Source organism: Streptomyces sp. SudanB52_2052 (genome assembly GCF_964272415.1).
GTDB lineage: Bacteria > Actinomycetota > Actinomycetes > Streptomycetales > Streptomycetaceae > Streptomyces > Streptomyces olindensis.
The window spans coordinates 7,198,469-7,225,017 of record NZ_OZ186796.1 but is presented as its reverse complement, the minus strand read 5'-3'; the positions used below and the strand labels follow the sequence as shown (position 1 = coordinate 7,225,017).

At 71.8% G+C, this 26,549-nt stretch carries 23 protein-coding genes and 2 pseudogenes; 11 read left to right on the top strand and 14 right to left on the bottom strand.

From position 1 onward, the window contains the following. Nucleotides 1-59 precede the first annotated feature (59 nt). On the top strand, nt 60-830 hold the full coding sequence (locus tag ACSUPV_RS32390; RefSeq protein WP_382616352.1) for a DUF72 domain-containing protein: 771 nt from the start codon (nt 60-62) through the stop codon (nt 828-830). An 84-nt stretch (nt 831-914) separates the two neighbouring features. On the opposite strand, the gene ACSUPV_RS32385 is transcribed toward ACSUPV_RS32390, so the two are convergent. After that, nucleotides 915-1,283: a GntR family transcriptional regulator gene (locus ACSUPV_RS32385; protein ID WP_037770177.1), complete on the bottom strand. Its 369-nt coding sequence runs from the start codon at nt 1,281-1,283 to the stop codon at nt 915-917. Between the two features lie 72 nt (nt 1,284-1,355). On the opposite strand from ACSUPV_RS32385, the gene ACSUPV_RS32380 reads away from it, so the two are divergent. Further along, nucleotides 1,356-2,282 (top strand): N-acetyltransferase family protein, encoded by a 927-nt coding sequence (locus ACSUPV_RS32380; RefSeq protein ID WP_436949060.1) that lies wholly within the window; start codon nt 1,356-1,358, stop codon nt 2,280-2,282. Further along, entirely contained in the window at nt 2,263-2,763 is a 501-nt protein-coding gene (locus ACSUPV_RS32375; protein WP_436949059.1) for a DUF402 domain-containing protein, read from the top strand. The genes ACSUPV_RS32380 and ACSUPV_RS32375 overlap by 20 nt, the downstream gene beginning before the upstream one ends. Here the strand turns inward: ACSUPV_RS32375 and ACSUPV_RS32370 are convergent. Continuing rightward, nucleotides 2,722-3,381 carry a class I SAM-dependent methyltransferase gene (locus ACSUPV_RS32370; RefSeq protein WP_436949058.1) on the bottom strand — a complete coding sequence of 220 codons (660 nt, stop codon included), beginning with the start codon at nt 3,379-3,381 and terminating at the stop codon, nt 2,722-2,724. The two genes, ACSUPV_RS32375 and ACSUPV_RS32370, sit on opposite strands and share 42 nt — an antisense overlap. Before the next feature lie 139 nt (nt 3,382-3,520). Between ACSUPV_RS32370 and ACSUPV_RS32365 the strand changes: the two genes are divergently transcribed. Next, nucleotides 3,521-3,655 (top strand): hypothetical protein, encoded by a 135-nt coding sequence (locus tag ACSUPV_RS32365; RefSeq protein ID WP_086605087.1) that lies wholly within the window; start codon nt 3,521-3,523, stop codon nt 3,653-3,655. Nucleotides 3,656-3,685: 30 nt separating this feature from the next. On the opposite strand, the gene ACSUPV_RS32360 is transcribed toward ACSUPV_RS32365, so the two are convergent. Beyond that, the gene (locus tag ACSUPV_RS32360) at nt 3,686-4,135 is read right to left on the bottom strand and encodes a GNAT family N-acetyltransferase (RefSeq protein ID WP_037770169.1); all 450 of its coding nucleotides are present in this window, start codon (nt 4,133-4,135) and stop codon (nt 3,686-3,688) included. 181 nt (nt 4,136-4,316) lie between these two features. On the opposite strand from ACSUPV_RS32360, the gene ACSUPV_RS32355 reads away from it, so the two are divergent. Then, nucleotides 4,317-5,342, top strand: a complete 1,026-nt coding sequence (locus ACSUPV_RS32355; protein WP_436949057.1) for a lytic polysaccharide monooxygenase — start codon at nt 4,317-4,319, stop codon at nt 5,340-5,342. A 108-nt stretch (nt 5,343-5,450) separates the two neighbouring features. Here ACSUPV_RS32355 and ACSUPV_RS32350 read toward each other — a convergent pair whose 3' ends face one another. Beyond that, nucleotides 5,451-6,314 carry an esterase/lipase family protein gene (locus tag ACSUPV_RS32350; protein ID WP_037770165.1) on the bottom strand — a complete coding sequence of 288 codons (864 nt, stop codon included), beginning with the start codon at nt 6,312-6,314 and terminating at the stop codon, nt 5,451-5,453. A gap of 171 nt (nt 6,315-6,485) precedes the next feature. Further along, nucleotides 6,486-6,932 carry a MarR family winged helix-turn-helix transcriptional regulator gene (locus ACSUPV_RS32345; protein ID WP_037770162.1) on the bottom strand — a complete coding sequence of 149 codons (447 nt, stop codon included), beginning with the start codon at nt 6,930-6,932 and terminating at the stop codon, nt 6,486-6,488. 80 nt (nt 6,933-7,012) lie between these two features. On the opposite strand from ACSUPV_RS32345, the gene ACSUPV_RS32340 reads away from it, so the two are divergent. Further along, a complete protein-coding gene (locus tag ACSUPV_RS32340) occupies nt 7,013-7,387 on the top strand; it encodes a cupin domain-containing protein (RefSeq protein ID WP_436949962.1) in 375 nt (124 codons plus the stop codon). A gap of 16 nt (nt 7,388-7,403) precedes the next feature. On the opposite strand, the gene ACSUPV_RS32335 is transcribed toward ACSUPV_RS32340, so the two are convergent. Continuing rightward, nucleotides 7,404-8,387 carry a DNA polymerase Y family protein gene (locus ACSUPV_RS32335; RefSeq protein ID WP_359793884.1) on the bottom strand — a complete coding sequence of 328 codons (984 nt, stop codon included), beginning with the start codon at nt 8,385-8,387 and terminating at the stop codon, nt 7,404-7,406. Then, nucleotides 8,384-11,881, bottom strand: a complete 3,498-nt coding sequence (locus tag ACSUPV_RS32330) for a DNA polymerase III subunit alpha (RefSeq protein ID WP_436949056.1) — start codon at nt 11,879-11,881, stop codon at nt 8,384-8,386. Before ACSUPV_RS32330 ends, ACSUPV_RS32335 begins: the two co-directional genes overlap by 4 nt. Nucleotides 11,882-12,036: 155 nt before the next feature. On the opposite strand from ACSUPV_RS32330, the pseudogene ACSUPV_RS32325 reads away from it, so the two are divergent. Then, a pseudogene (locus tag ACSUPV_RS32325) lies at nt 12,037-12,839 on the top strand (DUF3533 domain-containing protein). Between the two features lie 120 nt (nt 12,840-12,959). Here the strand turns inward: ACSUPV_RS32325 and ACSUPV_RS32320 are convergent. From ACSUPV_RS32320 to ACSUPV_RS32310, 3 genes are all read right to left on the bottom strand, one after another. Next, a complete protein-coding gene (locus ACSUPV_RS32320) occupies nt 12,960-14,042 on the bottom strand; it encodes a S1 family peptidase (RefSeq protein ID WP_436949055.1) in 1,083 nt (360 codons plus the stop codon). 344 nt (nt 14,043-14,386) lie between these two features. Beyond that, nucleotides 14,387-15,292, bottom strand: coding sequence for a S1 family peptidase (locus ACSUPV_RS32315; protein ID WP_031116567.1), 906 nt, complete (start codon nt 15,290-15,292; stop codon nt 14,387-14,389). Between the two features lie 252 nt (nt 15,293-15,544). Then, nucleotides 15,545-16,735 (bottom strand): DUF5685 family protein, encoded by a 1,191-nt coding sequence (locus ACSUPV_RS32310; protein ID WP_436949054.1) that lies wholly within the window; start codon nt 16,733-16,735, stop codon nt 15,545-15,547. A gap of 290 nt (nt 16,736-17,025) precedes the next feature. On the opposite strand from ACSUPV_RS32310, the gene ACSUPV_RS32305 reads away from it, so the two are divergent. After that, nucleotides 17,026-17,463, top strand: coding sequence for a cell division protein SepF (locus tag ACSUPV_RS32305; protein ID WP_037770016.1), 438 nt, complete (start codon nt 17,026-17,028; stop codon nt 17,461-17,463). 47 nt (nt 17,464-17,510) lie between these two features. On the opposite strand, the gene ACSUPV_RS32300 is transcribed toward ACSUPV_RS32305, so the two are convergent. Together ACSUPV_RS32300 and ACSUPV_RS32295 are read right to left on the bottom strand one after the other, a co-directional pair. Beyond that, nucleotides 17,511-18,701 carry an acyl-CoA dehydrogenase family protein gene (locus ACSUPV_RS32300; protein WP_031116570.1) on the bottom strand — a complete coding sequence of 397 codons (1,191 nt, stop codon included), beginning with the start codon at nt 18,699-18,701 and terminating at the stop codon, nt 17,511-17,513. A gap of 224 nt (nt 18,702-18,925) precedes the next feature. Beyond that, complete coding sequence (locus tag ACSUPV_RS32295) at nt 18,926-20,530, bottom strand: MFS transporter (RefSeq protein ID WP_037770013.1); 1,605 nt, start codon at nt 20,528-20,530, stop codon at nt 18,926-18,928. 262 nt (nt 20,531-20,792) lie between these two features. Here ACSUPV_RS32295 and ACSUPV_RS32290 point away from each other — a divergent pair, with 262 nt between their 5' ends. Next, on the top strand, nt 20,793-21,950 hold the full coding sequence (locus ACSUPV_RS32290) for a hypothetical protein (RefSeq protein WP_436949053.1): 1,158 nt from the start codon (nt 20,793-20,795) through the stop codon (nt 21,948-21,950). A gap of 227 nt (nt 21,951-22,177) precedes the next feature. Next, the gene (locus ACSUPV_RS32285; RefSeq protein WP_037770009.1) at nt 22,178-23,173 is read left to right on the top strand and encodes a phosphatase PAP2 family protein; all 996 of its coding nucleotides are present in this window, start codon (nt 22,178-22,180) and stop codon (nt 23,171-23,173) included. Nucleotides 23,174-23,263: 90 nt separating this feature from the next. Here the strand turns inward: ACSUPV_RS32285 and ACSUPV_RS32280 are convergent, their stop codons facing one another. Next, nucleotides 23,264-23,479 (bottom strand): I78 family peptidase inhibitor, encoded by a 216-nt coding sequence (locus tag ACSUPV_RS32280; RefSeq protein WP_031121572.1) that lies wholly within the window; start codon nt 23,477-23,479, stop codon nt 23,264-23,266. 429 nt (nt 23,480-23,908) lie between these two features. Between ACSUPV_RS32280 and ctaD the strand changes: the two are divergent. Beyond that, a pseudogene (ctaD, locus tag ACSUPV_RS32275) lies at nt 23,909-25,480 on the top strand (aa3-type cytochrome oxidase subunit I); the annotation flags it as partial. Here ctaD and ACSUPV_RS32270 read toward each other — a convergent pair. Further along, a complete protein-coding gene (locus ACSUPV_RS32270; RefSeq protein ID WP_031121576.1) occupies nt 25,479-26,519 on the bottom strand; it encodes a helix-turn-helix transcriptional regulator in 1,041 nt (346 codons plus the stop codon). The pseudogene ctaD and the gene ACSUPV_RS32270 overlap by 2 nt on opposite strands. Nucleotides 26,520-26,549 lie beyond the last annotated feature (30 nt).

Below are 26,549 nucleotides of genomic sequence, written 5' to 3'. Positions count from 1 at the left end.
GGCCCGGCGGACCGGGTCGCCACCGCCCCCTCCGGGACGTCCGGTGCTTTGATGGGGGTATGACCCTGTACGTCGGTACGTCCGGGTGGCAGTACAAGGACTGGCGGGACGTCCTGTACCCGTCCGGGCTGCCGATGCGGCTCTGGCTGGAGGAGTACGCGGGGCACTTCGCCACCGTCGAGATCAACAACGCCTTCTACCGGCTGCCGGCCCGGGAGACCTTCGAGGACTGGCGCGGGCGGGTGCCGCCGGACTTCGTCGTGGCGGTCAAGGCGAGCCGCTATCTGACCCACATCAAGCGGCTGAAGGACCCCGAGGAGCCGGTGCACCGCCTGATGAGCCACGCGGCCGGTCTCGGCGACCGCCTCGGGCCGGTCCTCCTCCAGCTCCCGCCCAACCTGCGCGCCGACCCGGGCCTGCTGGACGCCTGCCTGGCCTGCTTCCCGGCCTCGACCAGGGTCGCGGTCGAGCCCCGCCACGACTCCTGGTGGACGCCGGAGGTCCGCTCGGTCCTGGAGTCCCGGCGCGCCGCCCTGTGCTGGGCCGACGTCCTCGCCCGTCCCGCGACACCGCTGTGGCGCACCACCGACTGGGGCTACGTCCGCTTCCACCAGGGCCGTGCCCACCCCTGGCCCCGCTACGGCCGCCGCTCCCTCGCCACCTGGCTCGACCGCATCGCCACGACCTGGACCGGCGGCGAGGACGTCTACACGTACTTCAACAACGACCCGGGCGGCGCGGCCGTGGCGGACGCGAGGGCGTTCGCGCGGGCGGGGAGGTCGGCGGGCCTGGAGATCACCCGGACGCCGGAGCACCCGGTCCGCACGTGACAGGCGCTGCTCAGCACGTCGCCCCGTCCCCCGGGCGCCCCTCGGCACATGCCCTGTCCCCCGGGCGCCCCTCAGCGCGTCGCGCTATCCCCCGTGGGCCGCCCGCAGGGCGTCCCGTACCGCGGCGAGCGCCGCGTCCTCCCCCTGCCCCAGCCGACGGGCCCGCTCCACGTACGCCTGGGCGGCGGACGCCAGCTCCCGTTCCGCCGCCGAACCGGCGGCGGCCACGAACGTGCCGTTGCGGCCCCGCGTCTCGATCACGCCGTCCGCCTCCAGCGCGCGGTACGCCTTCGCGACCGTGTTCGCCGCGAGGCCCAGCGACTCGGCCAGCCCGCGCACGGTCGGCAGCCGGTATCCCACCGGCAGTTCGCCCGACCGCGCCTGCTCGGAGATCCGCGCCCGCACCTGCTCGTAGGGCGGGGCGCTGTCGTCGATGTCGATCTTCAAGGTCACAGGGCCGATTGTCCCGCACGGGACGGAAAATGAGAGGCACCCGGGGCACGCCCCCACGTAACGTCCGCCTCCATGACCGTGATCGTGCGCGACCTGCGACCCGATGTCCGAGCCGACGCCGAGGGGTTCTCCACCACCCGCCGCCTCGCCCTCCCCTACATGCTCTCCACGCCCGAGTCCGTGGTGCACACCCTGACCCACGCCCACCCTGACGCCCACTTCACCCAGCTCGTCGCCGAGGAGGACGGGGAGATCATCGGCACGGCCCAGGTCAGTGTCGCCCACGACAGCCCGGAGCCCGGCCAGGGTTCCGCCAACATCTACGTGCGCCCCGACCGCAGGCACCGCGGTGCCGGTTCCCTCCTGCTGCGCACCGCCGAGGAGCGTCTCGCGGCGCTGGGCGTCACCAAGCTGTTCGCCTGGGTGCTGGACGAGCCGGAGAACCGCGCCTTCGCCGAGCGACACGGCTTCCGGGCCAGCCGGTCCGCCTACTTTCTCCGCCTCGACCTGACGGCCGGCACCCTGCCGCCCCGCCAGGACCCGCCGGCCGGCGTGGAGCTGCGCACCGCCGCCGACTTCGCGGACGACCCGCGCCCGCTGTTCGAACTGGACGCGGAGGTCGTGAGCGACGAACCCGGTGACATCGCCGTCGAATTCACCGACTACGAGGCGTGGCTGGAGGAGAACTGGAGGCACCCGCTGCTGAACCGCGATCTGACCGCGGTCGCCGTCGTCGACGGCCGGCCGGCCGCCTTCAGCGTCGCCCACACCGACGGCACCCGCTACGGCACCGCCATGACGGGCACCGCCCGCGCGTTCCGCGGCCGGGGCCTGGCGAAGCTCGCCAAGAACGAGTCCCTGCACCGGGCGCGCGCGGCGGGGTACCGGGAGGCGTTCACCGGCAACGACACCGGCAACGACCCCATGATCGCCATCAACAAGTGGTTCGGCTACGAGATCGCCGCGACGGAGGTGCGCCATGTCCGCGAACTCGGCTGACCGCCCCGCGCGGCTGGACGTCGTGCTCGTCAAGGCGGGCCGCACGAAGATCCGTTACAGCAGCGAGCTCCTCGCGGACGATGGCACCCGCATCGCGGTCCGCGCCTCCTGGGCGGGCTCCGGGGTCCGCGACTTCGGCTTCGTCCGCTTCGAGCCCGGGGACGTCTTCACCGAGTTCTACTGGCGCGACCGCTGGTACGCGGTGAAGGAGGTCCGCTCCGCCACGGGCGCGCTGAAGGGCTGGTACTGCGACATCACGCGCCCGGCGCGGCGCTCCGGCCCGGAGCTGGTCGTCGAGGACCTCGACCTGGACCTGTGGCGCTCCGCGGACGGCACGGACGTACGGCGCCTGGACGAGGACGAGTTCGCCGACAGCGGCCTGGCGGAGTCGGATCCCGGTGCGGCGCGAGCCGCCCTGGCGGCCCTCGACGAGCTGGAGTCACGCGCCCGCGGCGGAGGCTTCGCCGAGCTCCTGGCCTGACGCCCGGGCCGGCGCGACCACCGCGTACCGCTCGTCCGTCACCTCCTCGCCCCACAGCAGCGGGTCGCCCGACAGCCGCTCCACGCGCACCTGCCCGGCCATCGGGGTGAGGAGGCCCACGAGCCGGTCCGCCGGTATGCCGACCGGGTCGGTGCTCCCCCAGACGCCCTCGACCAGGACGAGCCGCCCGCCCGGCCGCAGCAGCCCGCACCAGTGCCTGAGGGCGCGGGCGGGGTCGGGCAGGGCCCACAGGACGTGCCGAACGAGCACGGCGTCGAAGCGCTGCTCCCCGACGGGCGGTGCCGCGGCGTCGCCCACGAGGAACACCGCGTCGCGCCCGGCCAGTTTCTCCCGGGCGAGCGTCACCATCGCCGGGGAGAGGTCCACGCCCGTCACCCGGTGCCCCTGCTCGGACGCGAGGAGTGACAGGCTGCCCGTGCCGCAGCCGAGATCGAGGACGTCGCCGGCGCGTCCGGGCAGCCAGCCGCGCAGCCGCCCGGCCCAGGCGCGGCGCACCGCGGGGTCGCTCAGTCCGTGGTCCGGTTCCTCGTCGAAGGAGGCGGCCCGCGCGTCCCAGTCCACGTTCGCCGAGGTCATGCCGTCACTCTGGTTCGTCATGCGCCCAAGAGTGACACCCGCCACTGACACTCGAATCGTGACTGCCGCCACTGACAGACCAGGAGCGATGAGGAACTCTCCCCCGAAAGGTCTACCTCCGTGAGAACGCGGAACCCGGTAGACCCGTAAGGAGGCAGCCATGCGCCGTGTGACCGTGCAGAAGCCCCTGAAGAAGACGGACGTCCGCCGGGTCCGCGAAGAGGCCGACGAGCGTCCCGCCGGGCGCCCGGAGGTCCGCAAGGACATCGCACGCACCTGGTGGCCGGACGCCTGAGCGGCCGGTACCGATCACGAGACGCACGCGTCAGAGCAGCCGCTTGCGGTAGTGGACACGGTCGTAGGACCCGTCCATGCGGCGCTCCACCAGCTCGTAGCCGTACTTCGGATAGATCTTCTGGTTCTCCCACATCAGCGCGTTCGTGTAGAGCCTGACCTCGGACAGGCCCAGCGCACGCGCGTGTGCGTCCACGAAACGCAGCAGCCGCCGCCCCACTCCGCGCCCGTGCGCGGTGGGGTGGACGGCGATGGTGTCGAGGAAGAGGTGGCCCTCGAACGCCTCGACGACCACCAGGCCGAGCACCGGATCCCCGGTCACGAACACCCTGCCCGCGGCCACATTCGCCGCGTGGTCCTCCTCCATGGGCTGCGGCACCCGGCCGATGCGCTCGACGTAGGGGCGGAAGGCCGCGTCGATCACATCCGCGACGGCCGGTACGTCGGCGGCGCCGGCCGGCCGGATCTCCTCGTCTGCCATGCCGTGACGGTACCTACCTCATGCCAGTCTGAGCACTCCCTTAACGCGACCATAAGGATCTCCTCCACCCGCCTTCAGCAGGCGATTTCCCGCTCCTCGGGGGCTAGCTTCGGATCACCCCACGGGATTCGGCCCGTTCGGGCCCGGCCCTGAACCACGCACCGTTTCGAGGAGTTCCCGCATGCCCGCACGCCGCACGGTAGCCAGCGTCGCCGCCCTCGGCGCCCTCCCGCTCGCCCTCACCGCGCTGACCGCCACACCGGCGGCCGCGCACGGCTCGATGGGCGACCCGGTCAGCCGGGTCTCGCAGTGCTACGCCGAGGGCCCGGAGAGCCCGAAGTCGGCCGCCTGCAAGGCCGCGGTGGCGGCGGGCGGCACCCAGGCCCTCTACGACTGGAACGGCGTCCGCATCGGCGACGCGGGCGGGCGCCACCAGCGGCTCATCCCGGACGGCAAGCTGTGCAGCGCGAACAACGAGCAGTTCAAGGGGCTCGACCTGGCCCGCGCCGACTGGCCCGCGACCACCGTCAAGAGCGGTGCGCACACCTTCAAGTACCGCGTGACGGCCCCTCACAAGGGCACCTTCACGGTGTACCTCACCAAGCCCGGCTACGACCCGGCCCAGCCGCTCGCCTGGGACGACCTGGACCTGGCGAACCCGGTGGCCACGGCCACCGACCCGGCCGCCGCGGGCGGTTTCTACACCTTCTCCGGCAGCCTGCCCGAGCGTTCCGGCAAGCACGTGCTGTACGCGGTCTGGCAGCGCTCGGACAGCCCGGAGGCGTTCTACTCCTGCTCGGACGTCAGCTTCGGCGGCGGTACGGCGGCCGGCGGCGGCGAGTCGTCCGGTGAGGGCGGGGCGTCCGGCGGTGCCGCTCCGGCCCCGTCCGCCTCCGCCCCCACCGAGGAGCAGGGCAACGACAAGTCGACGATCGAGCACGGCGGGCACGGCGACGACGACCCGAGCACCTCGGCGGAGCCCGCCGCGGCCCCGAAGGACACCGCCCCGGACGAGCCGAAGGCGGCAGCCGCCGCTCCCAACGAGCCGAAGGCCGCGGGTGCCACCGCCGATCTCGCGGAGACCGGCGGTGACGGCAGCACTCCGTACGTCGCGATCGGCGGCGCGGCCGCGCTGGCGCTGGGCGCGTCGGCCCTGTTCCTGTCGGCGCGGCGCCGGGCGGTGAACGGCGGGCGGCACGGCCGCTGACCCTCGCCACCTCCCCCGACTCGGGGCCTGTCCGGCGGCTCAGGCCGGACAGGCCCCGAAACGTTTCCCTGACACGTGTCAGACGCCTTGCGTGTCGAACGACACGTGTCAGTCGAACGCCGAAGCACAGGTGGTGGGCGTCGCCCGAGCCGGATCGAGTGCGTTGGCCACCTCGTGGAAGGCGATCCGGTCCAGCAGCCCGACGGCCACGTGCTCCGACAGGTCGACGGGACACAGGTCCTGGAGCAGGACGTTGCGCACGTCCGGCCCGCTCAGGTACTGGCTGCGCCACGGTGTGACGACCTCGTCGTACTTGGTGGCGATGACGGTGTAGCGCACGCCGGGCACGGTGTCGCCGCCGGCGTTGAGCTTCTTCAGGAAGTCGGAGCCGACGACCTGGTCGGCGAGGGCGGGCGTGTTCTTCGACAGCAGGTCGGCGGCGCCCGGGAAGTAGGGCAGCAGGCGGGTGAAGCCGTTGAGGTCGGTGCCGTGGTTGCTGGGCGCGATGCCGACCAGGGCGTTCACCTTGGCGGCTCCGCCGAGGAACCGCAGGTACCAGCGGGGCATCATGCCGCCCTGCGAGTGTCCGACGAGGTCGGTCTCGGCGGCGCCGGTGGCGGCGAGCACCTTGTCGACGAAGTCCCTCAGCTGTGCGGCGGACTTCTCGACGGGGCCGAGGCCGTGGAAGAAGGGGACGCCTTCCACCTGGCCGTAGTCGAGGGAGAAGACGCAGTAGCCGCGGACCTTCAGATAGGGGGCGAGGCCCAGCCAGTTGTCGACGGAGTTCCCGAGGGTGCCGTGGACCAGGACGACGGGGCGGGGGTGGGCGGCCGAGGGCTTGCAGGAGTAGTCGTTCCAGCCGGAGCTCGAAGCGTCGGCGGCCTGGGCGGTGGTGGTGGCGGGGACGGTGGCGATCGCGGCGGTCAGCAGCAGTGCGGCCAGGGGTCTGAGCGCTCGTTTCCAGGGCAGCATCGGGTGATCTCCTTGCGGCTCAAGGGGGTGCGACGGCACGAAGCCCTGTGATCCGGATCACGAGGATGCTGTTCACTCGTCAAGTTACGAGCGGGTAGTCAAACTGGGAAGTTACGCGTCAGTAAAAACTTCCAGCGGTAACCGACGCCGCCGGAACCGCCTGACACCTCCTCACCAGGCAGGCCGCACCGGCCCGCGGGGGGCGATCCGCAGCAACTGCTCCCCCAGGACACGCACTTCCCGCTCCCCCAGCAGGTCCCCCCATTCCCCCACGGCTTCCGCGGCCGCCTCCTCGGCCGCCCGCGTACAGTCCCACCCCCGCCCGGTCAGCACGACCAGCCGTGCCCGGGCGTCCTCGGGATGCGGCCGCCGCTCGGCATACCCCTTGCGGACCATCTCGTCGACGAGCTGACTGGCGGCCTGCTTGGTCACCCCGAGGTGGACGGCCAGGTCGGTGACCGTCGCGCCGTCCGGCGCGAGCCGGGCGAAGGCGAAGCCGTGCGCGGGGCGCAGCCCTTCGAATCCGCGCGCGACCACGCCCTCGTGGATGCGCTGCGTGAGCCCGCCGGCGGCGGCGAGCAGGGCGGCGGACAGGGCCATGGCCTCGGAGTTCTGCACGCATGCATTGAAACACCCTTGACGCGATGGTCAAGCAGCTTGACCATGTAGTCAAGCTGCTTGACTACATGGAGGCCGTCATGCCCGTCGTCCGCGCATCCCAAGCCGTCACCCACGAGATCCACGGCGCCCGCTTCGTCTCGTATGCCACGCCCCGCAGCGGCAGCGAGGAGCTGTGCGCCTGGCGCGGTGAGATCCCCGCCGGGCTCAAGGCGCCGGCGCACACCGTCAGCCGGGAGGAGATCTTCCATCTGCTCGACGGCGAGCTGCTGATCACCCTCGACGGCCGCACCGAGCGGATCGCGGCGGGCGACACCGTGATCGTCAACGCCGGTGCCACCCTGACCGTCGAGAACCCCACCGACCGGACCGCGCACTCCTGGGTGACCACCTTCGTGGGCCTGGAGGCACGGCTCACCGACGGCACCCGGCTCGTGCCGCCGTGGGCCAACTGACGTCACGCAGGAGGATCTACGCCGCCAGTCCCCCTAGTCCCCCGGGCATCACCGCCCGCGGCCCGAACTTCGCCCGCGCGCGGTCGGCGACCTCCTCGATGCGGCGGACCTTCTCGTCCACGGGGTCGAAGGTCAGCTGGTGGGAGGCCTGGTCGGCGGGGTCGAGCCCCTCGGCGCGCAGGGCGATCGCCCGGACCCGGGCGCGCTGCAGCCCGAGCGCCTCGTACATGCGGTACGCGGCCCTGGTCAGCGCCGGGGAGTGCGCGGTCGGTTCGGTCAGCGTGCGGCTGCGGGTCGTGGCGGACCGGTCGGCGTAGCGCACGGTGAGGGTGAGCGTGCGGCAGACCTTCTCCAGGGCGCGCAGCCGGGCGCCGATCTCCTCGGTGGCCGAGAGCAGTGCCCGGCGGTGCCGGTCCGGGTCCAGTTCGTCGCGTTCGAAGGGGCGTTCCGCGGCGAGGGACCGCGAGACGGCGTTCGGCACGACCCGGCCGCGGTCGACGCCGTTCGCCTTCTCGTGCAGCTCGCGGCCGGCCTTCGCGCCGACCAGCCGCTGCAGCGTGGACAGCGGTGCGGCGGCGACCAGGCCGAGGGTGTCGAGGCCGTACTCGCCCAGCGTCCGGGCGGTCGCGGCGCCCACGCCGGGCAGCGCGGCGACGGGCTTGTCCGCGAGGAACTCCGCGATGGCGTCCTGCCCCTCGGGCACCGCGCAGGTCACCCCGGGCAGGGCGTCGCGCAGCGCCACGCGCGCCAGCATCGGCCCGGGCCCGGCGCCGATCAGGCAGTCGACGCCGTACAGCGCGAGCGACCGCACCCGGATCACCGAGGCCAGTTCGACGGCGTCCCGCCCGAAGTACCGCTCGGCGCCCCGCAGGTCGGCCAGCGCCCCGTCGGGCGGCAGGGCCTGGACGACGGGGGTGAACTCCTCCAGCATCCCGAGCAGTCGGGGCAGGTCGGCCTCGCGGGCCGGAGGCAGCTGGAAACGTACGCAGAGGATGGTCATCCCGCACTCCCCGGACTCTGGTGCCACAACTTTCTTCCCACCGCGGGCCCTTCGCCCGCGGGGCGCAGATCGGCCCAGGGGTGCATCTCGTACCCCGTGGGCATGCGGATCTTCCGCTGCTCCATCGGATCCCGGGCCGCGGAGCCCGCCGGCGCGGGCGCTCCCTCGGAGCCGGCGAGCCGCCGGCGCGCGGCCCCCTCACCGTCATCGCCGGCCCCACCGGAATCGCCGGCACCGGCCAACCGGGCCGCGACGCCCTCCAGTCCCTCCTCCCGGCGCACCTCCAGCAGGTCCGCGAGGTTCCAGACGGCGGACCCGACCACGCTGAGGCTGCGCGGGCCGCGCCGCTGCACCACCCCGCGCACCAGCAGCAGCCAGGAGTGGAAGACGGTGTGGGCGCAGGCGTCGTGGGAGTCGTCGAAGAAGGCGAGGTCGACCAGGCCCGTGCCGTCGTCCAGGGTGGAGAAGATGACCCGCTTGCCGGACCGGATCGGCGGCGTCTGGGTGGCCGCCTTGGCGCCCGCGACCAGCACCGTCTCCCCGTGCCGGGCCTCGCGCAGCCGCCGCGCCGACACCACGCCCAGTTCGTCGAGGAACTGCCGGTGGTCGTCCATCAGGTTGCGTGAGGCGTCCATGGACAGCACGCCCAACTCGGCGCTGAGCCGCTCCGCGGAGGTGAGGTCGGGCAGTCCGGCCGGGGCGGTCTTCCGCCCGCCGGCCAGCGGCAGTTGGCCGCCGCCCGCGCCCCGCGCGCCCCGGTGCAGCTCGGTCAGATGCAGTTGCAGGTCACGGCGGTTGGCGCCGAACGCGTCCAGCGCGCCCACCTGCGCGAGCCGCTGGGCCAGCGGACGGCTGGGCCGGCCCCGCTCCCAGAAGTCGACCAGCGAGGCGTAGGGCTGCCCCTCGGCGATCCGCGCCGCCTCGGCCTCGCTGATGCCGTGCACATCGGAGAGCGCCAACCGCAGACCCCATTTACCGAACACCAGTTCGATACGGTGTGCGACCCCCGACTTGTTCACGTCCAACGGCAGCACGGGCACCCCGCGCCGCCGCGCGTCCGCCAGCAGCAGCCGCTTCGGGTACATGCCGGGGTCGTGCGTGAGCAGCCCCGCGTAGAAGGCGGCGGGGTGATGCGCCTTCAGCCACGCCGACTGGTACGTCGGTACGGCGAAGGCGACCGCGTGGGCCTTGCAGAAGCCGTACGACCCGAAGGCCTCGACGATCTCCCAGGTCCGCTGAATCGTTTCCGCGTCATAGCCGTTCGCCGCCGCGTGCTGCGCGAACCACACCTTGATCCGCCCCTGCGACTCCGGGTCGGACAGCCCGCGCCGCACCCGGTCGGCCTCACCGCGCCCGCAGCCGGTCATGATGTCGACGATGTCGATGATCTGCTCGTGGAAGACGACGACCCCGTACGTCTCCTTCAGCGGACCTTCGAGATCCGGGTGCGGGTAGCGGATCGGCGCCCGCCCGTGCCGCGCCTCGATGAACGGCCGCACCATGTCGGCGGCGACCGGCCCGGGCCGGAACAGCGAGATGTCGACGACGAGATCGTGGAAGTCGGCCGGCTGGAGCCGCCCGACCAGGTCCCGCTGCCCGGGCGACTCGATCTGGAAGCAGCCGAGCGTCTCGGTGGACCGGATCAGCCGGTACGTCTCCGGATCCCCCGGCGGCAGGGCGTCCAGATCGACCCTCTCCCCCGTGACCCGCTCCACTTCCTCCACCGCGTGCGCCATGGCCGACTGCATCCGCACCCCGAGCACGTCGAGCTTCAGCAGCCCGAGGTCCTCGACGTCGTCCTTGTCGAACTGCGACATCGGAAAGCCCTCACCGCTGGTCGGCATGACCGGCGTACGGGCGAGCAGGGAGGCGTCGGACAGCAGCACCCCGCACGGGTGCATGGCCACCCCGCGCGGCAGGGCGTCAAGACCCTCGACCAGCTCCCACAGCTTCCCGTACTTCTCCTTCTCCCCCGCCAGGGCACGCAGTTCGGGCAGTTCCTCCAGCGCGGCACGGGCGTCCCGCGCCCGGATGTGCGGGAAGGACTTGGCGATGCGGTCGATGTCGGCCGGGTCCATGGACAGGGCGGCCCCCACATCCCGGATCGCGTGCCGCACGCGGTACGTCTCCGGCATCGCGACCGTCGCGACCCGCTCGGTGCCGAACCGGTCGATGATCGCGCGGTAGACCTCCAGCCGGCGCGCGGACTCCACGTCGATGTCGATGTCGGGCAGCACGACCCGCTCCTTCGACAGGAACCGCTCCATCAGCAGCCGGTGCTCGATCGGATCAGCGTGCGCGATCCCGAGCAGATGGTTGACGAGCGACCCGGCGCCGGACCCCCGGGCGGCGACCCGGATGCCCATCTTCCGTACGTCGTCCACCACTTGGGCGACGGTCAGGAAGTAGGAGGCGAAGCCGTGGTGGGCGATGATGTCCAGCTCGTGGTGCATCCGCTCCCAGTACTCCCGCCGCCGGTCGTACCCGTGCAGCACCATGCCCGCCGCCGCCCGTGAGGCCAGCGTCCGCTGGGCGGTGCGGCGCCCGGCGCCGACCAGGTGCGGCTCGGGGAAGTGGACGGTCCCGATCCCGAGGTCGTCCTCGGGGTCGACCAGGCACTCGGCGGCCGTGGCCTCGGTCTGCTCCACCAGCCGGTGAGCGGTGTCCCGCCGGAACCCCGCGGCCTCCACGATCCGCTCGGCGGCACGCACCATGGCCCCCGGGTCCTTGAGCCAGGCCTCCCCGGAGTCCAGCTCCTTGGTCGGGTCGATGGGCACCAGGCGCCGGGCGGCGTCCAGCACGTCGGCGACCGGCCCCAGCCCCGGGTCGGCGTACCGCACGGCGTTGGTGAGCACGGGCCGGATCCGCTGCTCGGCGGCGAACCCGACGGTACGGGCGGCCAGCCGCAGCGACCCGGGCCCGGTGCCTTTCCGGCCGTGCCAGACGGCCTCCAGCCGCAGGTCGTCGCCGTAGACCTCCCGCCAGGGCACGAGCAGCCGCGCCGCCCGGTCGGGACGCCCCGCGGCCAGGGCGCGCCCGACGTCCGAGTCCGGCCCGAGCAGCACGGTCAGTCCCTCGGCCTGGTTGCGGTCCCACGGCAGCAGGGGCGTCCCCTCCCCCTCGTGGGCGGCCGAGACGAGCCGGCACAGTTCCCCCCACCCCCGGGCCCCGTCCCGGGCGAGGAAGATCACCCGGGGAGCCGACTCATCGACGAAGGCGCCGCCGCGCACCGGGGTCCGGCGCCGCCCCTGCCGCCCGGCCGCGCCCGGAGGCTCCGCTCCCGCCACCGCCAGATCCGCGCCGAACAGCGGACGGACCCCCGCCTTCCCGCAGGCCTTGGCGAACCGGACGGCACCGGCAAGCGTGTCGCGGTCGGTGAGGGCCAGGGCGTCCATGCCCCGTTCGGAGGCACGTTCGGCCAGCCGCTCCGGGTGCGAGGCTCCATAGCGCAACGAGAACCCGGAGACGGTGTGCAGATGCGTGAAGCCCGGCACACGCACCTCCCGCACTCGTGAACCACACCGGCTCTCGAACATCTGTTCCCAGCTACCTCACCCCCACCATACCCCCATCCTCGAATGTATGTGCGACATCTGTTCGGCCCCGCCCCACCTGCGGAAACACCGCGCACCCCCTCGACCGTGGAGGCATGCCGCACCGCTCGTTCGTCGCCGAGGTGAGAGACGCCGTCACCCCCCGGGTCACCCTGCTCATCCTCGGCGTGCTCGCGCTCCAGCTGCTCTTCATCGCCTCCTACGTAGGCGCACTGCACGATCCGAAACCCAAGGACGTGCCCTTCGGCCTGGTCGCCCCGGGGGGACGCGTCCGCCCGAACGGTGACCCGGCTGGAACGCCTCCCGGGCTCCCCCCTGGATCCCCGCGCCCTGCCGGACGAGGCCACGGCCCGGGAGCGGATCCGGGACCGGGACATCGACGCGGCGCTGATCATCGACCCCGCCGACACCACCGGCCATCAGCGCCGGGGCACGACCCGCCAACCCCTCCCGCGCCGCTATCCGCCTGGCGGTGATGGCCCTGGTCGCGATCACCGGCGGTCTCGGCGGGGCCCTCATCCCCGGCCCCATCCTGTACGCCCTCCCCGGCGGCACCGCGGCCCTCTGGGGCCCGGGCACCCTGATCATCTTCGCCGTGGGCACGGCCACCCTCGCCCTCCAGGGGCTCTTCGGCACGATCGGCATCGGCCTGGTCATCCTGCTGGTGGTCGTCCTCGGCAACCCGAGCGCGGGCGGCGCCCTGCCCCCACCCCTCCTCCCACCCTCCTGGAAGGCGATCGGCCCCGCCCTGCCCCCGTGCGCCGGCACCTGGTCGACCTGCTCGATCGCCTACTTCGACAACCACGCGATGACCGGCCCGCTGCTGGTACTGGCAGCCTGGGCACTGGCGGGCACGGCCATCACACTGGCAGCGGCGGCCCGCCGCAGAACGCCGTGACCGGACGAGAGGACGGCCCACACCCCGCTCCACACCCGGCGTGAAGCCGCACACCGAACAGCCGCACCCACACGCGAAAGCCCCGCCCCCACAAGAGGGGCGGGGCTCACGAACTCATGCTCAGCCGATCTGCGTCCCCGTGGCGGACAGCGCCTCCGTCACCGGCTGGAAGAACGTCTCCCCGCCGGAGGTGCAGTCACCACTGCCACCGGACGTGAGCCCGATCGCCTTGTCACCCGAGAACAGCGAGCCCCCGCTGTCGCCCGGCTCCGCGCACACGTCGGTCTGGATCAGCCCGTTCACGATGTCGCCGTTGCCGTAGTTCACGGTGGCGTCCAGCCCCGTGACCTTCCCGTCGTGCACCTGCGTCGTCGACCCGCTCCGGACGACCGCCATGCCGACGGTCGCCTCCGCGGCACCGGAGATCTTCTGGGTGGACCCGTCGTACAGGTTCACCTCACTCGGGTGAGCCACGTCCGCGGTGTACTTGACCAGCCCGTAGTCGTTGTCCGGGAAGCTGGAGTCCGCGTTGGTGCCGATCTCCTTGCCGCTGGAGTCGGACCACGTGGAGATGCCCTCGGTGCAGTGCCCGGCGGTCAGGAAGAACGGCTCGCCGCCCTTGACCACGTTGAAGCCCAGCGAGCAGCGGCCACCGCCCCCGGTGATCGCGTCGCCACCGGCGATGAAGGGCTTGTACTCCCCCTTCGTCCGCTTGAGTTCGGCCTTCGAACCGAGCCCGTCGACGACCTTCGTCAGCTTCGTCCACTCGGCCTTGGAGACCGTACGGTCGGCGGTCACGACGACCTTGTTCGTCGTCGGGTCGGTCACCCAGGAGGTGCCCGGGATCGTCGCGTCCTGCTGCAGCGTGCTGCGGGCGCTCTTCAGTTCGGCGAGGGAGTTCGCCACGACTCTCGCCTTGGCCCCGGCCTTCTCGACGGCTTGCGCGGCGGCCTCGTCGAGCACGTTCACCACGAGGCTCTTGCTCTTCGTGTCGTAGTACGTCCCCGCCGCGTCGGCGCCCAGGTCCTTGGCCAGCGTCGAGGCGAGCTTTCCGGCCGCCGTGACCGACAGCGTCCGGGGCGTGGAGGCCTCCGGGGTCTCGCTGGCGTTCGCGGTCTGGAACGTCACTCCCGCGGCGACCAGTGCGGCGATGCCCGCACCTGCCACGGCTGCACGCCGCTTGGGTATGCGTCGGTGCTTCAACTCACGTCCTCCTGTGGGGGGTCGGCCCGAGAGGTTGTGGGGACCTCGCGAACCGGAAGGCTTGGTTGACGAGCGCCCACTATTCCGAGGACAACGGGGAGCACACAAGGGTGAGTTCGAGACGCGCGTAGACAGCGCTTCGCACGCCCCTTATTTTGACCGCGCACGGTCAAATCGGGCCCAATCAACTCCCGTTCGCACTGCAAACATTACGCGTGAGTAATATGTGCGCACTCTGTGAGGTCTGCACATGGCTGGTTTTCGCCCCTACTTGAGAGCGCAAAAAGCCCCCGCACGCCGAAGCGCACGGGGGCAGGATGCCGCGAACCGCGGGCCGAACCGGCCTAGTAGACGCTGACGCCGTAGGCGCTCAGGGCCTCGGTGACCGGCTGGAAGAACGTCGTACCGCCGGAGGAGCAGTTGCCGCTGCCGCCGGAGGTCAGACCGTACGCGGTGCCGTTGCTGCCGTAGAGCGGACCGCCGGAGTCACCGGGCTCGGCGCAGACCGTGGTCTGGATCAGGCCGGAGACGACGTCGCCGCCGCCGTAGTTGACGGTGGCGTTGAGGGCGGTGACGCGGCCGCTGTGCGTACCGGTCGTGGAGCCGTCGCGGATGACGGTGGTGCCCACGCTGGGCGTGGCGGCGCGCGTGATGTCGACGCCGTTCGCGGTGCCGGGCCGGCTGACGGAGCCGCTGTAGCGGACGATGCCGTAGTCGTTGCCCGGGAAGCTGGAGCCCGTGGTCGAGCCGATGACCGTGGTGCGGCCGGAGTTGGAGTACCAGGTGCCCGCGCCGTCGGTGCAGTGGCCGGCGGTCAGGAAGAACTGCTGACCGCTGCTGTTCTGGACGTTGAAGCCGAGGGAGCAGCGCCAGCTACTCGCATAGATGGCGTCGCCGCCCTGGATCAGCTTGTTGAACTTGCCGGGGGTGCGCTTGATCGTGAGCGCGTCGGCGTTGGCGCCGGCCTGCTGCTTGATCTTCGCGATCTCGGCCTGGGAGACCGTGCTGTCGACGGTGACGAGCACGCGGTTGGTCTTGCTGTCGACGGCCCAGGCGGTGCCCGGGATGTCGGCCTTCAGTATGGAACCGCTGGCGCTCTTGAGCTCGGCGGCGCTGAAGGTGCTGGGGGTGTCGGACGCGTTCGCGCTGGGGATCGCGATCGCTGCGGCGGCCACGAGGCCGGTGGAAACGGCGATCAGCCGGGTCCGTCTCGAAATGCCGCTGCGGGGGGTGGTGCGCTTGATCCTCACTTTTCGTTCCTCCACAAAGGAAGTCGGGGGCCCTCGTGGGGTTGTGGGCCCGTGAGGCGCAGTCCGGGACCGGCTGTCCGGATTCCGAACACACCGTGTCCCTGACAAGCGCTGGAGGGAGTATTCGGCCGAACGGACGGTCGGCGCAAGGGTGCCTTTCGGTCGTCGGCTTGTGAACGGAAGCGAGGATGTCCGGAAGTCGACCGTCCGGATAGCCGGGGACAGAGCTTCCCCGGACGGCCTGACGCCGCCTCAGCAGCTGCAACCGCAGTCGCAGCCGTCGCAGCCACACTGGTCACAGCAGTTGCCGCAACACTCGCAACAACTGCAGCAGTCGCCGCATCCGCTGCAGTCGCAGTTGGCGCACTGCCCTTCCTTGCGCTCGCCCGTCCACGGGTCGTGATACGTGCCGCAGCACATCTGACATGTACAGGCGAGCCCGAGCCACACCGCGCACCCGGCGAGCATCCCGCGCCGGTTGCCGCCCGGCGGCCCGGGCGGCAGCGGGGCGCCGGGCCCGCCCGGGGCGCCGGTGCCGGGCGGCGCGTAGGGGCCGGCCGCGCGGGGGCCGGCGGTGTGGGCGCAGCTCGTCGTGCCGAAGGCGCGGTCGACGGAGGTGCGCAGCTCGTGCGCGAGGAGCCGGTGGACCAGCCGCCCGTCGGTGAACTCCGCCTCCCGCAGCGCCAGCCGGACGCCGTGCACCGCGTCGTCGGCGAGCCGCCGGACCTCCGCCTGTGGGGTACCGGTCGCGGCGATCGGGTTCCAGGCGCCTGACGCGGCGTCAGCCCGCAGGTCCTCCACGGCGTCCAGGAGATGAGCCAGCCGCCCGAAGAGGCGTCCGGCCTCGGCGAGCGGCGCGGCGTTGTCCGGCCGGCCGGCGAGGACCGCCGTGTGGGCGAAGGCCGCGGCCGTCGCGGTCTCCGTCGGTTCGGTGACCGTCAGGATCGGCGTCCCGGGCCCGGCCAGCGCCTCGATGCCGGTCTGCCGCTCCACGGCGTCGACCAGGAGGGCGGTGTCGAACCCCACGGCGGTGCCGGTACGGGCGCCGGCCGCGTCCCAGCTCGCGGCGACCCGGCGAGCGGCGCGCGCCACCGGCCGGCGGGCCAACAGCCCGTCGCCGTCGACGACGTGGTCGCGCACCTTCGCGGAGGCCAGCACCAGGGACACGGCCGCCGCCAGCCGGGCCCCCTCGCCGTGCGCGACGGAGGCGGTGCGCATGCCGCGCAACGGGCACGGCCCGGCCGTACGCCGCCCGGCCGCACCGGGATCCGCCTGAGCCTCCGTCAAAACCGATATAAGGAGCCCGTCATAGTTCGTCACTATTCGAGCGAACTGTCCGTGGTCGCCACGCAGTGCGAGGCACAGCCCGCACAAATGCGCCATCCACTGGCTAGTGAACTTCTCACCAAGGCGGTGCCTGCAGGGCCTGACGATTCCGAACACGGCGCTCCCCCGAGCTTCGTTACGACGCTGAGCTGCGGCATCGTACCGACCCGGGCATTCACCCGTACGCCCCGCCCGTCACCCGTACGCCGAGAAGAATCGTATTTCACTCACAGTCAGCAGCCGTTTGGGAAACGACCCTTGGGACACACGGACTCTCGACGGATTCGCTGTGCACCAGTACCGTCACAAACCCCCCGCGCGGCGTCTATCCACTTGGCGCGCCATCCGCATCATGGACGACCATAGGGATGCGGAAAGCAGAAAGACCGCTGTGAGAGGAGGCGTCCATGGGATCGGTACGCAAGGCAAGTGCCTGGCTTGGCCTCGTCGACGACAACGAAGACGAGCGTTACTACGACGACGACTACTCCGACGGGACCGAGCCCGGGGATGCCTGGGTCACCGATCCGCGCGTCAAGGTGGCCTCGGACGTCGCCGAGGAGAAGGGCCGCCGCATCGGCACGGTGACCCCGGACAGCTTCCGGGACGCCCGCGCCATCGGCGAGCTGTTCCGCGAGGGCGTGCCGGTCATCATGAACCTCACGGCCATGGAGGCCGGCGACGCCAAGCGCGTGGTCGACTTCGCGGCCGGGCTGATCTTCGGCCTGCGCGGTTCGATCGAGAGAGTGTCGACCCGAGTGTTCCTGCTGACCCCCGCCCACACGGAGATCGTGAACGGCGACCCGGCCGCGCACCGCACGGACGGCTTCTTCAACCAGAGCTGAGGCAGGGCCGCTCACCGGCCCTGCCCCCGCGGTTCACCGGCCGGGGTCTACCGGAAGGCGTCGAGCCCGGTGAGCGCCTTGCCCAGCACGAGCTGGTGCATCTCGACGGTGCCCTCGTAGGTGAGCACCGACTCCAGGTTCGTCGCGTGCCGCATGACGGGATATTCGAGCGAGATCCCGTTGGCCCCCAGGATGGTGCGGGCCGTGCGGCAGATCTCGATCGCCTCCCGCACGTTGTTGAGTTTGCCGAAGCTGACCTGCTCGGGACGCAGGCGGCCGGCGTCCATCCGCCGCCCCAGATGATGGGCGAGCAGAATCCCCTTGTGCAGTTCCACCGCCATGTCGGCGAGTTTGGCCTGGGTGAGCTGGAAGCCCCCGATGGGCCGCCCGAACTGCTCCCGCGACTTCGCGTAGTCGACCGCGGCCTCGAAACAGCTGCGGGCCGCGCCCATGGCGCCCCAGACGATTCCGTACCGGGCGTGCGACAGACAGCTGAGCGGTCCGCGCAGGCCGGTGACCTCCGGGAGGACGGCGTCGGCGGGCAGCCGTACGTCGTCGAGGACGAGCTCGCTGGTGACGGAGGCGCGCAGGGACCACTTGTGCTTGATCTCCGGTGCCGAGAAGCCGCGGCTGTCGGTGGGGACGGCGAAGCCACGGATCCCGTCCTCGGTCTGCGCCCACACGACGGCGACTCCGGCGACCGAGCCGTTGGTGATCCACATCTTGCGGCCGTTGAGGATCCAGTCGGTGCCGTCGCGCTTGGCGTACGTGCGCAGGGAGGCGGGGTCGGAGCCGTGGTCGGGCTCGGTGAGGCCGAAGCAGCCGATGACCTCGCCGGCGGCCATCCGGGGCAGCCAGTGCTGCTTCTGCTCCTCGCTGCCGAAGCGGTGGATGGCGTACATGGCGAGGGAGCCCTGCACGGAGACGAGGGAGCGGATGCCGGAGTCGGCGGCCTCCAGCTCCAGGCAGGCGAGCCCGTACTGCACGGCGCTCGCCCCGGCGCAGCCGTACCCCTCCAGGGACATGCCGAGGGCCCCGATGCCGCCGAGCTCCCGGGCCAGCTCCCTGATGCCCGGCAGCTCCCCCGTCTCGTACCACTCGGCGACGTGGGGCAGGACCCGGTCGGCGGCCCAGGACCGCACGGTGTCCCTGATGCCGAGGTCCTCCGGTTCCAGCAGGTCGTCCAGCCCGAGGGGGTCGGCGGGATCGAAGGGAGGCAGCTTGGACGACTCGGACATGGGGGCACCCTCCGGGGACTCTTTAACTAGCACCGCTAACCCAGACGCTACGACCTTCGCCCACCCCCGCACCACCCGTAGCTGCCAAGTGTGAGGGCGAGGTCACAGGGTGAGGGCACCGCAGTCCACCACGGCCGCAAGCCGCCGACGGCGCCCCGCCCCCACAGGCGACCTCCACCCCTGAGTCAGCAGATACGGGCGGCGCCTGGGTGGGCGGAAGGGCGTTACACCGAGACGCGTGACTCCGCGGCGTCCCTCTGCGCGGGCACCTCCACCGGCCCGTTGCCCTCGCACTGCATGACCCGCGGCAACCGCAACGCCATCACCGCGCCGAGCAGCAACAGCCCCGCGCTCACCAGCAACGTCACATGCAGCCCGTGCACGAACGCGTCCCGGGCGGCGTGCCGCAGGGCAGCCCCCGCCGCACCGCCCAGCCGCGCGGCGACCTCGTAGGCCTCCCCGAGCGAGTGCCCCGCCGAGGAGGACGCCGACTCCGGCACCCCGGGCACGCCCGACAGCGCGGGCGCGTACGCCGCGTTCATCACGCTGCCGAGCAGGGCGATCCCGATCCCCGCCCCCAGCTGGTACGACGTCTCCCCGATCGCCGCCGCCCCGCCGGCCTGCTCCGGCGGGGCCTCGCTCAGCATCGACTCGTACGCCCCGAACAGCGTCGTCTCCAGACCGAAGCCCAGCAGCACGAACCCGGTCAGCATCAGCGCGCAGTCGTCGGTGCGGCCCAGGGCCGTCAGCAGCACCACGGCGAACGCGGTGAGACAGAACCCGGCGCACACCATCCGCCGCGGCCCGAACCGCCGCAGCATCCGCGCCCCGGCCAGCCCGGCCGCCATCGCCGCGAACGTCAGCGGCAGCAGCCGCAGCCCGGTCTCCAGCGGCGACAGCCCGAGCACCAGCTGCAGGTACTGCGCCGCGATCAGCTCCAGACCCACCAGCGCGAGCATCGCCAGCACGATGCACCCGACGGACGTGCTGAACGCCGGCCGGGCGAACATCCTGAGGTCGACCAGCGGATGCTTCCGCCGCCGCTGCCGTCGCACGAACCCCACGAGCAGCGCCGCGCCCGCCACCAGCGGCAGCACGGTGAACAGGCTCCCCACCGGCTCCCCGCCCCCGAGCCGCTTGACGCCCAGCACCACACCGAACAGACCGGCGGCCGCCATCAGCGCGCCGACGACGTCCCAGGGCCCGTCGCCGTCGCCCTTCGACTCGGGCAGCAGCAAACGTCCCACCGGGAGGCTGACCAGCATCAACGGGATGTTGACGAGGAAGACCGAGCCCCACCAGAAGTGCTCCAGCAGGAAGCCGCCGAGCAGCGGCCCGACCGCCGCCCCGACCGCGGCCACGGCGCTCCAGACGCCGATCGCGAGCGCCCGCTCACGCCGGTCGGGGAAGACCTGCCGCAGGATCGACAGGGTCGCCGGCATGATCATCGCGCCGCCCACCCCGAGCAGCGCCCGCGCCACGATCAGCAGCTGCGCGCTGTCCGCGACGGCCGCGAGCCCCGAGGCGACGCCGAAGAGCGCGTACCCGAGGAGCAGGACCCTCCGGCGCCCGACGCGGTCGCCGAGCGTGCCGAACAGGATCAGCAGCGACGCGCAGACCAGCGGGTAGACATCGACGATCCAGAGCAGCTCGATCCCGCCGGGCTTGAGGTCCTCGGTGACGGCGGGGACCGCCACGTGCAGCACGGTGGCGTCGACGGCGACCAGCAGCAGGCTGACGCAGAGGACGACCAGGACCACCCAGCGGTTGGCACCGGCCCCGGCCGCCCGACGGCGCAGCGCAGCGGCGGCCGTGGTCGTCCCGGACATGTACGTACCTCCAAGATGTTCCTCGCGATCGGCGGGCTCACGGGGTGGGGGACGCCCCCGCGACTCGGCCGGGGAGGAGCGGTGGTCCCCGGCCCGCGCAAACGAAAAGCGAGTGACACGTCAGAGTACGCGAGTCCGCGCCGGAGCCCAGTGGCGGACCTCTCACAGCTTCGGACGGGGGATGTGGCGTACGTCACTCATCCCCTCGTCGACCACGCCCCGCCCGACCGGCCGGTTCCCGCCCCGGTCGATAATCGGGCCCGTGACCGATCTTGAGACGCGCGCGGCCCCGTCCCGCGCCGGGGCGCTGCGCCGGGCGGCCCCGGCGCTCCTCGGGTACGCGGCCGTACGCGCCCTGGGCCTGATCACCCTGGCCCTGTGGAGCGCGGCGCGGGACAAGAGCGCGTACACGCTGCTGACCGCCCGCTGGGACGCGCTCTGGTACACCAGGGTCGCGGACCTCGGCTACGGCTACGAGGTACGGCTGGCGAACGGGGACGTGCACTCGAACCTCGCGTTCTTCCCGCTGCTGCCGTGGCTGGAGCGGCTGGTGGCCGCGGTGTCCCCGTTGTCGTACGCGGACGGGGGTTTCCTCGTCAGCCTCTTCGCCTCGCTCGCCGCGGCGTGGGGGATCTTCGCGGTGGCGGACCACGTCTACGGCCGCCGGGCCGGGGTGTGCGCGGTACTGCTCTGGGCCGTTCTGCCGGTCGGGATCGTGCAGTCGATGGCGTACAGCGAGTCGCTGTTCACGGCGCTCGCCGCGTGGTCGCTGTACGCGGTGCTGACCGGCCGCTGGGTGACGGCGGGCGCGCTGGCCCTGGCGGCGGGACTGACCCGTCCGGTGGGGATGGCCGTGGTGGCGGCGGTGTGGGTGGCGGCCGTGGCCTCGTTCGCGCGGGACCGGCGCACGGACGGTGCGAGCGGCACGGCACGCGCCGCCAGCATGCTCCTCGCCCCCCTCGGCACCGCCGGGTACGTGCTCTGGGTCGGCCACCGCACGGGCAAGGGCCCGCTGGGTTATCTCGACGTCCAGGCCGGCTGGCGCAACGGCTTCGACGGCGGTTACGCCTTCGCCCGGTTCGTCGCCGAAAAGTTCACGTCGTTCCCCTCGGCCCTGGCCGGCGCGGGGCTGATCCTCGGGGTCGCGTCAGTCATCTGGCTGTATGCGGTCGGCGTACGTCAGCGCCAGCCGCTGCCGTTGCTGGTCTACACCGGCGTCGTCACCGCCCTCGCCCTGTGCGCGTCGAGCTACTTCGGCTCGAAACCGCGCCTGCTGATGCCCGCCTTCCCGTTGCTGCTGCCGCTCGCCCTGGCCCTGGCGAAACTGAGTATCCGCAGGTCGGCGTGGGTGCTCGGGCCCGTGGCGGTCGTCTCGGCGGTGTACGGGGCGTTCTGGCTGAACGGCTCCGGTCCACCCTGACCCGCTGTGAGCGCCGGGAGAATTCCGGCCCATGCTCCGGTGAACGAATTCAAAAGCGCAATAAAACCCGCCTCCGGAATGATCAAAGGAATTGAAGGCCACAGCGCCCGACGATTGCAGATTCGCTGGAAATAAACCTCCTCCTGAGAGGAATCCCACATCACATCGTCATCACAAAGCCGTTGATTCGACCGGGATCTGAGCTCACTCGCTGTAACGTCGATTGGGTGCGTACCGAACCGAAGCTCACCCGTCTGGACCGGGTGTTCGCCCGGCTGGACCGTGAGCCGGAACGACCGGCCCACATCGATGTGCCGAAGATGAGCAGGCACCGCATCGTGCTCTTCGCGGCGACCCTGGCCTTCTACGGGGCGATCGTGTGGGCCGTGATCATCACGTCCTGGCTGGTCCGGCTCGACTGGCAGGTCATGTTCTTCCGGCCGTACCAGCAGTGGTCGGAGATCCACTGGTTCGTCGACTACTACGTGGTGCTCGGCCAGCGCGGCCCGACCGCCGTGATGGTCGCGGCCTGGCTGGGGTGGCGCTCCTGGCGTCAGCACACCCTGCGCCCGCTGCTCGCCCTCGGCGTCTCGCTGCTGCTGCTGAACGTGACGGTCGGCGCCGCCAAGTACGGCATGGGCCGCCTGGGACCGCACTACGCGACCGTGATCGGCTCGAACGAGATGTGGCGCGGCGGCGATATATTTCCGAGCGGTCACACCGCCAACGCCGTGGTGACCTGGGGAATCCTGGCCTATCTGGCCTCCACCCCGAGAGCGCGCCGCTGGCTGTCCGCCGTGTCCGCCGTGACCTCGCTCGGCGTGGGCATGGCCACCGTCTACCTCGGTACGCACTGGCTGAGCGATGTGCTGCTCGGCTGGGCCGCCGGCCTGCTGATCCTGCTCGCCCTGCCCTGGTTCGAGCCGCTCATCGCCCGGTCCGAGGAGCGCATCTTCGACCTGCGCGACCGCTGGCGGGAGCGCCGGAGCCGTGCCGCGACCGCCCCGGTCAGCACCCCGCCCGTGGTGGTCACGCCGCTGCCCGCCGACCGGGAGGACGTCGCCGCCCGCTCGCCCCGGGCCCCGGTCTACCTGGCGCCGGGCCCGCACACGGCCCGCTCGGAACGCACGCCGATCACCCCGGCCGGCAGCCGCCGGCCGCCACAGCCGGAGCGGCATCCGCGCGGCTCGACCTCTTCGGCCCGACCGCTCACGGGCGGCTGACCACGGCGGACGACCGGGTCGGTGCGCACACCCGGCCAGGCAGGGCGAAGGCCCCGGTTCCCGAGCGGGACCGGGGCCTTCGCCGTGTCTTCAGCCCTTCCAGGCCCGCGCCACCCGGCCGCCCCTCACCTCGAAGTTCAGCCGGCCCACGCGGTACTCCATCGTGATGATCGCCCCCGGCGGCAGCGCGCGCACCGTCGCCCAGCCGCGCTCGCGCGCCAGGCGTTCGGCCCGGTCGGCCGCCAGGCCGACATAGGTGTCCGGGCTGTCGTCGGGTTCCGCGGAAGGTGTCGGAATCGGTGCCATGCGGCCACGCTATGTCCTGCCCGGCGACCGGGGAAGTCCGGGGCGGCGAGACGGTCACCGTCCGTCTCCTGTCACGCTTCTGTCACAAGATCACGACAGGTGTTTCGTGGCGTGCCGGTCACACGGACGAGCGGTTCCGTAGGCCTTCCGCAGGCATTCGATCGTAATTCCCGGCTGCCGCATGAGCTGATGGAAAAGCCCGTCGAAAAGGCCCGGGAGAGGTTCGCCCGGGGCTCGTTCCATTCCGGTCCCGCACCGGGTCCGCGGGGCCGTACGCCGCACCGGAAATGCAGGACTTAGGCGTGAAGAGGCCGGTACGCCCCCTGTCGGAGCCCGCGGTGACGCGAGCATCATGACGGGGGCTCGCGGGTACGTGTGGCGCGGGCTTCGGCGGGCCCGGTACGCGATGAGCGAAGGGGCGAGCGAGCGATGGGGACGCAGACCGTACAGGCGGCGGCGCGGCCCGCGCCGAGGAAGCGGCACGGGCGGGTGGTGGTCGACTGGCTGACGACGACGGACCACAAGAAGATCGGCCATCTCTACCTGATCACGTCGTTCGTGTTCTTCCTGGTCGCCGGCGTGATGGCGCTGCTGATGCGGGCCGAGCTGGCCCGTCCGGGGCTGCAGATCATCGACAACCAGCAGTTCAACCAGCTGTTCACGATGCACGGCACGATCATGCTGCTGCTGTTCGCCACGCCGACCTTCGCGGGCTTCGCGAACGAGCTGATGCCGTTGCAGATCGGCGCGCCCGACGTCGCCTTCCCGCGGCTGAACATGTTCTCGTACTGGCTGTTCCTGTTCGGCGGGCTGATCGTGCTCGGCTCGCTGCTGGTGCCGTCGGGCCCGGCCGACTTCGGCTGGTTCGCCTACGCGCCGCTGAACAGCGCGGAGCGCACGCCGGGTATCGGGGCCGATCTGTGGATCATGGGTCTGGCGCTGTCGGGCTTCGGCACGATCCTCGGCGCGGTCAACTTCATCACCACGATCATCGGGATGCGCGCCCCCGGCATGACGATGTTCCGGATGCCGATCTTCACCTGGAACACGCTGTTCACGTCGATCCTGATCCTGATGGCGTTCCCGGTGCTGGCGGCCGCGCTGCTGGTGCTGGAGGCGGACCGGCGGTTCGGCTCGCAGGTCTTCGACGCGGCCAACGGCGGGGCGATCCTGTGGCAGCACCTGTTCTGGTTCTTCGGGCATCCCGAGGTGTACATCATCGCCCTGCCGTTCTTCGGCATCATCACGGAGATCATCCCGGTCTTCAGCCGCAAGCCGATGTTCGGCTATCTGACGCTGGTCGGCGCCACGATGGCGATCACCGGCCTGTCGATGATCGTGTGGGCGCACCACATGTTCGCCACGGGCGCGGTGCTGCTGCCGTTCTTCTCCTTCATGAGCTTCCTGATCGCGGTGCCGACCGGCGTGAAGTTCTTCAACTGGACCGGCACCATGCTCAAGGGCTCGCTGTCCTTCGAGACGCCGATGCTGTGGGCGACGGGCTTCCTGGTGACGTTCCTGTTCGGCGGGCTGACCGGGGTGATCCTGGCGTCGCCGCCGCTGGACTTCCACGTGACGGACACGTACTTCGTGGTCGCGCACTTCCACTACGTCGTCTTCGGCACCGTCGTCTTCGCGATCTTCGCCGGGTTCTTCTTCTGGTGGCCCAAGTTCACCGGGAAGATGCTCGACGAGCGGCTGGGCAAGATCCAGTTCTGGGCGCTGTTCATCGGCTTCCACACCACGTTCCTGGTGCAGCACTGGCTGGGCGCCGAGGGCATGCCCCGCCGCTACGCCGACTACCTCGCGGCGGACGGCTTCACGGCGCTCAACACCGTGTCGACCATCGGCGCGTTCCTGCTCGGCATCTCGACGCTGCCCTTCCTCTACAACGTGTGGAAGACCGCCAAGTACGGCGAGAAGGTCGAGGTCGACGACCCCTGGGGCTTCGGACGTTCCCTGGAGTGGGCGACCTCCTGCCCGCCGCCCCGGCACAACTTCACGACGCTGCCCCGGATCCGCTCGGAGTCACCGGCGTTCGACCTGCACCATCCGCAGTACGCGGCGGTGACTGCGCAGCCCGAGCCAGAGCCCCATCAAGCCGGTCGCGAGTCCTCCTGATCGCGTCGACCAGCTCGACCGGCTCCACCACCTCGAACTCGAAGCCCAGCATGACGACGTGGATGACCATCACGTCGAGGCTGCCCGCGCCGCAGCGCAGCAGGCAGGTGTCCGGGCCCTCGGCCTCCAGCACTCCGGCGGAGGGCGAGATGTGCGCGGCGGCCTCCTCCAGGGGCGCCAGGAGCCGCACGACGGCATGGGCGGCGTAGACGCGAGTGGAGACGCCCTGGGAGACGTAGGCGGCGAGGTCCTCGGCGGGCGGCTCGCGGGGAACGAAGCGCGGGCCGTGCGGCGGCTTGGGCGTGAGGCGGTCCACGCGGAACGTGCGCCAGTCCCGCCGGTCGAGGTCCCAGGCGACCAGGTACCAGCGGCGCTCGGTGCACACCAGGCGGTGCGGTTCGACGGTGCGGCGGGACGAGGTGCCGTCATGGCCCTCGTACGCGAAGCGCAGCCGTTCGGCGTCCCGGCACAGGTGGGCGAGTTCGGTCAGCACGGCCGGGTCGACCGCGGAGGGCACCGGGCCGCGCAGCATGGGCACGGTGAAGGCGTTGAGGGCGCCCACGCGGCGGCGCAGCCGGTCGGGCAGCACCTGTTCCAGCTTGGCGAGGGCCCGGACGGAGGTCTCGCCGATGCCCTCGATGCCCTGCCCGGCGGCCGTGCGCAGCCCGACCGCCACGGCCACGGCCTCGTCGTCGTCCAGCAGCAGCGGCGGCAGTTCGGCGCCCGCGCCCAGCTGGTAGCCGCCGCCCGTGCCGGGGCTGGCGTTGACCGGGTAGCCGAGTTCGCGCAGCCGGTCCACGTCCCGGCGCAGGGTGCGGGCGCTGACGCCGAGCCGCTCGGCCAGGTCCGGGCCGGACCACTCGCGGTGGGCCTGGAGCAGGGACAGCAGACGCAGCAGACGTGCCGAGGTCTCCAACATGGGGCGAGTCTGCCAGCCCTTGCGGACAGC

Bases quoted from the DNA above. Each gene is read 5' to 3' on its own strand.
- ACSUPV_RS32335 (WP_359793884.1), bottom strand. From the start codon at position 8,387: ATGACCATCCTCTGCGTACGTTTCCAGCTGCCTCCGGCCCGCGAGGCC.
- ACSUPV_RS32305 (WP_037770016.1), top strand. From the start codon at position 17,026: ATGGGATCGGTACGCAAGGCAAGTGCCTGGCTTGGCCTCGTCGACGAC.
- ACSUPV_RS32380 (WP_436949060.1), top strand. From the start codon at position 1,356: ATGACCGTGATCGTGCGCGACCTGCGACCCGATGTCCGAGCCGACGCC.
- ACSUPV_RS32365 (WP_086605087.1), top strand. From the start codon at position 3,521: ATGCGCCGTGTGACCGTGCAGAAGCCCCTGAAGAAGACGGACGTCCGC.
- ACSUPV_RS32295 (WP_037770013.1), bottom strand. From the start codon at position 20,530: ATGTCCGGGACGACCACGGCCGCCGCTGCGCTGCGCCGTCGGGCGGCC.
- ACSUPV_RS32390 (WP_382616352.1), top strand. From the start codon at position 60: ATGACCCTGTACGTCGGTACGTCCGGGTGGCAGTACAAGGACTGGCGG.
- ACSUPV_RS32340 (WP_436949962.1), top strand. From the start codon at position 7,013: ATGCCCGTCGTCCGCGCATCCCAAGCCGTCACCCACGAGATCCACGGC.
- ACSUPV_RS32280 (WP_031121572.1), bottom strand. From the start codon at position 23,479: ATGGCACCGATTCCGACACCTTCCGCGGAACCCGACGACAGCCCGGAC.
- ACSUPV_RS32355 (WP_436949057.1), top strand. From the start codon at position 4,317: ATGCCCGCACGCCGCACGGTAGCCAGCGTCGCCGCCCTCGGCGCCCTC.
- ACSUPV_RS32370 (WP_436949058.1), bottom strand. From the start codon at position 3,381: ATGACGAACCAGAGTGACGGCATGACCTCGGCGAACGTGGACTGGGAC.
- ACSUPV_RS32375 (WP_436949059.1), top strand. From the start codon at position 2,263: ATGTCCGCGAACTCGGCTGACCGCCCCGCGCGGCTGGACGTCGTGCTC.
- ACSUPV_RS32270 (WP_031121576.1), bottom strand. From the start codon at position 26,519: ATGTTGGAGACCTCGGCACGTCTGCTGCGTCTGCTGTCCCTGCTCCAG.
- ACSUPV_RS32350 (WP_037770165.1), bottom strand. From the start codon at position 6,314: ATGCTGCCCTGGAAACGAGCGCTCAGACCCCTGGCCGCACTGCTGCTG.
- ACSUPV_RS32360 (WP_037770169.1), bottom strand. From the start codon at position 4,135: ATGGCAGACGAGGAGATCCGGCCGGCCGGCGCCGCCGACGTACCGGCC.
- ACSUPV_RS32300 (WP_031116570.1), bottom strand. From the start codon at position 18,701: ATGTCCGAGTCGTCCAAGCTGCCTCCCTTCGATCCCGCCGACCCCCTC.